General features: G+C 63.8%; 3 protein-coding genes. All 3 read right to left on the bottom strand.

What is annotated here, in order from left to right; all coding sequences use genetic code 11:
- Window positions 1-309: 309 nt before the first annotated feature.
- Complete coding sequence (gene htpG, locus PHE40_RS10125) at window positions 310-2,109, bottom strand: molecular chaperone HtpG (RefSeq protein WP_299961399.1); 1,800 nt, start codon at window positions 2,107-2,109, stop codon at window positions 310-312.
- A 197-nt stretch (window positions 2,110-2,306) separates the two neighbouring features.
- On the bottom strand, window positions 2,307-3,083 hold the full coding sequence (locus PHE40_RS10130) for an inositol monophosphatase family protein (RefSeq protein ID WP_299961401.1): 777 nt from the start codon (window positions 3,081-3,083) through the stop codon (window positions 2,307-2,309).
- Window positions 3,080-3,478, bottom strand: a 399-nt coding sequence (locus PHE40_RS10135; protein ID WP_299961403.1) for a cytochrome c family protein, incomplete at its 5' end; no start/stop codon positions are given. The genes PHE40_RS10130 and PHE40_RS10135, both read right to left, overlap by 4 nt.

The following is a 3,478-nucleotide window of genomic DNA, read 5'->3' on the forward strand; positions in this document are numbered from 1 at the left end:
AAATAATCGTTGGGTTTCGGGATCTGGCTGGTGTGGGCGAGGAACAGCCAGCAGCGCCCAAAAATCCGCTCCATTTCCTGATGGTAAATCTCGTCGCTTGAATAGATGGCGCGCGACTGCCGCCCTGTGGCGGTGTCAACTAGTCCGGAGACGTCCGTTGCTATACTCATTGGTATTCTCTCCTCCTGGGAGCCTGATTTACTTCACGGGCTAGTCCCTCGACTAGGCGGAGTCAACTATTTTGGAGACGTCCATTCGTATTCTCCCCTCCCTGCCGCCGGGTTTGCCCCCCGGCTTTTTTGTTGGGAATTATTCCCCCGCGATGGCGTGCGCGATGTGGCGCACGAAGGCGGCGGGGTCTTCGGGGAGGTCACCCTCCTGAAGTTTGGCCAGGTCCAGTAGCAGATTAGCCTCGGCGTCCAGCTCCGCGCGGGTTGCCAGGGCCAGGATGAGCTTGTGGCCGGGGTTGATCTCCAGCGCGGGCGGCAGGCCGAACACGGGCCGCCCGGCGCGGCGAAGCAGGCGCTGCATGGCCAGATCCGGCCCGGCCTCGTTGGCCACCAGCATCGCGGGGCTGTCCTTCAACCGGGTTGAGGCGGTGACGCCCGAGACCTTGCCCTCCAGCGCCTTGGCCAGTTTTTCGCACAGCGCGGTGATGTCCGCGCTGCTTTCCGCCGGGGCGAAGAGGCCCGCGGCCTGGGAGGCGCTTTTCAGTTTTTTGTCCTTGTAGCTCTCCATCCGGGTTGGCCAGAAGGCGTCGATCGGGTCGGAGAGGAGCAGGACCTCATAGCCTTTTTCGGCGAAACCCTCGAGCTGGGCGGAGGTTTTGAGATTGGCGGCGTCGCCCGCGAGGTAGTAGATCTCGTTCTGGCCCTCGGGCATGCGGGCGATGTAGTCATCGAGCGTGGTGGCCTCCTCCTTGGTGGAGGCGAAGCGGAGCAAGCCCGCGATGTCTGCCGCGTGGCCGGAGTCCTCGTAGAGACCTTCCTTCAAGACCGCGCCGAAATTTTCCTGAAAAGTTTTGAAGTCATCAGCGTCCTTGGCCTTGGATTTCAGCTCGGAGAGCACGCGGTTGACCAGGGCTTTGCGGATCTTATCCAGCACCGGGGTGGCTTGCAGGATTTCGCGGCTGACGTTGAGGGGGAGGTCCTCGGTGTCCACCACGCCGGCGACGAAGGAGAGCCAGTTGGGCAGGAGCCTGGCTTCATCGGTGATGAACATGCGCTTCACATGCAGGCGGACCTTAGATTCGCGGGTCTCTTCCACCGGCATGAAGGGTTTGCTCGACGGGATGAACAGGAGCGCGGAAAATTCCAGCGTGCCCTCGGCGCGCCAGTGGATGGTGGCCCAGGGTTCGTCCCACGCGTGGCCGGTGTGGCGGTAGAAGGCGGCGTAATCCTCCTTGGAGATTTCGGATTTGTTGCGCCGCCACAGGGCGTTGCCCTCGGTGACAGAGGCGAACTTGCCGTCTTCCTCAAGCTCGATGGGCAAAGCGATATGGTCCGCCCATTTGCGGATGATGGTTTTGATGCGTAGCGGCTCCAGGAACTCCTCCGCCTCCGGCTTGATGTGCAGGATGATGGTGGTGCCCGATTCCTCCCGCACGGCGGGTTTGAGCGTGTATTTCCCCTTGCCGTTGGAGAGCCAGGCCCAGGCCTCCTGGTGCCCGGCCTTGCGTGAGATAACCTCGACCTCATCAGCCACCATGAAGGCGGAATAAAAACCGACGCCAAACTGGCCGATCAGGCTGGGGCGTTCCTCCGGCTTTTGTGCGGCCAGGGAGGAGGTGAAGGCAGCGGTGCCGGAGCGGGCGATGGTGCCCAGATGGCTGGCCAGCTCCTCCTTGCTCATGCCGGTGCCGTGGTCGGAGATGGTGATGGTCTGGGTTAGTTTATCGGTGGAGATTTTGATGGCGGGGTTTTCCGGCAAGGCGAACGCGCCGTCGGAGAGGGCGAGGAAGCGGCGTTTGTCGGTCGCGTCAGCGGCGTTGGCCACCAGCTCGCGCAGGAAAATTTCGCGGTCGGAGTACAGGGAGTGGACCACGAGATCGAGCAGGCGGCCGACCTCGGTGCCAAAATCATGGGTTTCTTCGGTGCTGGTTTCGGTCATGCGATCCTCTGGTTCAGACGGGGATTTGTGGACCGATCAGTTAGGTGAGAGCGGTGGCGGGATCAAGGGCTGGGGGCTCCACGTGGAGCGTTCAGTGGGTTTGTCGGGTAAGGTATTGAGGGCGTTTGATTATTTTTTACTTGCACCCCAATTTGTGCGAGTCTGGTACGGAAAAGGAATGATCAGGCGGCGTGGCGCTATGCCAGGGTTTGCAGCGCCGCCGCGTGAAGGGTGGGGTTGGCGGCGGCCAGCACGGTGCCGTCGCAGCCCAGGCGGAGTTTTTCGCCGGACCAGCCGGTGATGGTGCCGCCGGCGGCTTCGATGACCGGGGCGAGGGCCACCCAGTCCCACGGTTTCAGGCCGGATTCGGCGACGATGTCGATCTGGCCCAGGGCCAGCAGGCCGTAGGCGTAGGCATCGCCCCCCCAATAGACGCGCCGGGAGGCCGATTGCAGGCGCGTGAAGCGGGCCGCGGCGGCGGGTGAGAACATCTCCGGCGCGGTGGAGGAGAGTTCGGCTTCGGCCAGGGTGGTGAGAGGGCGCGGGCCGATAATGCCGCCAAAGGGGCCGGTGAAGCGCGCGGGAACACCGCGCCCGCCGCGCCAGCGCTCGTTGGTGACGGGCTGGTCGATGAAGCCCAGGATGGGGACGCCATCTTCCAATAGGCCCAGCAGCGTGCAGAAGGTGAGCCGCCCGGTGATGAAGGCGCGGGTGCCGTCGATCGGGTCGATTACCCAGACGTATTTGGCGCCCGCGTTATGGTCGGCGAATTCCTCGCCCAGAATACCGAAATCAGGGAATTTTTCGCGCAGGATGGTGCGCAGGGTCTCTTCGGCCAGCTTGTCGGCCACGGTGACCGGGCTTTCGTCGGATTTATCGTCCGAAAGGACCCCGGCGCGGAAATAGGGGCGGATGGCCGCCCCGGCGGCGTCAAGCGCCGCCTCCGCCGTGGCCAGCAGGGCCGCAAGGTTCAAGGCAGCTTCTCGGGTTTGTCAGAGTTGCTGTTGAGATAGGCGATCACGTCCGCGCGGGTTTGCGCGTTCTTGATGCCGGGATAGGCCATCATGGTTCCGGGCGCGTAGCCCATGGGGTTCTCGAGCCAGGCGCTCAAGGTGTCATCCGTCCAGGTGGCGCCGGCCTTGCCCTTGACCGCGGCGGAATAGTTGAAGCCTGGGGCGCTGAATGATTTGGCGCCGACGATGCCGTACAGATTGGGGCCGACGCCAGGGGCGCCGCCCTTGGCCAGGGTGTGGCAGGCGGCGCATTGCTGCATCACCAGGGCTTTGCCCTTGGCGAGGTCGGCCGTGGCGAAGAGTGAGTCAATGCTGGGCGCCGTTTCCGCCGTTGCGGCCGGGGCAGCGGCGGCCGG

Origin of the sequence: Acidocella sp. (genome assembly GCF_028687955.1) — a bacterium.
In the GTDB taxonomy this organism is placed as follows: domain Bacteria; phylum Pseudomonadota; class Alphaproteobacteria; order Acetobacterales; family Acetobacteraceae; genus Acidocella.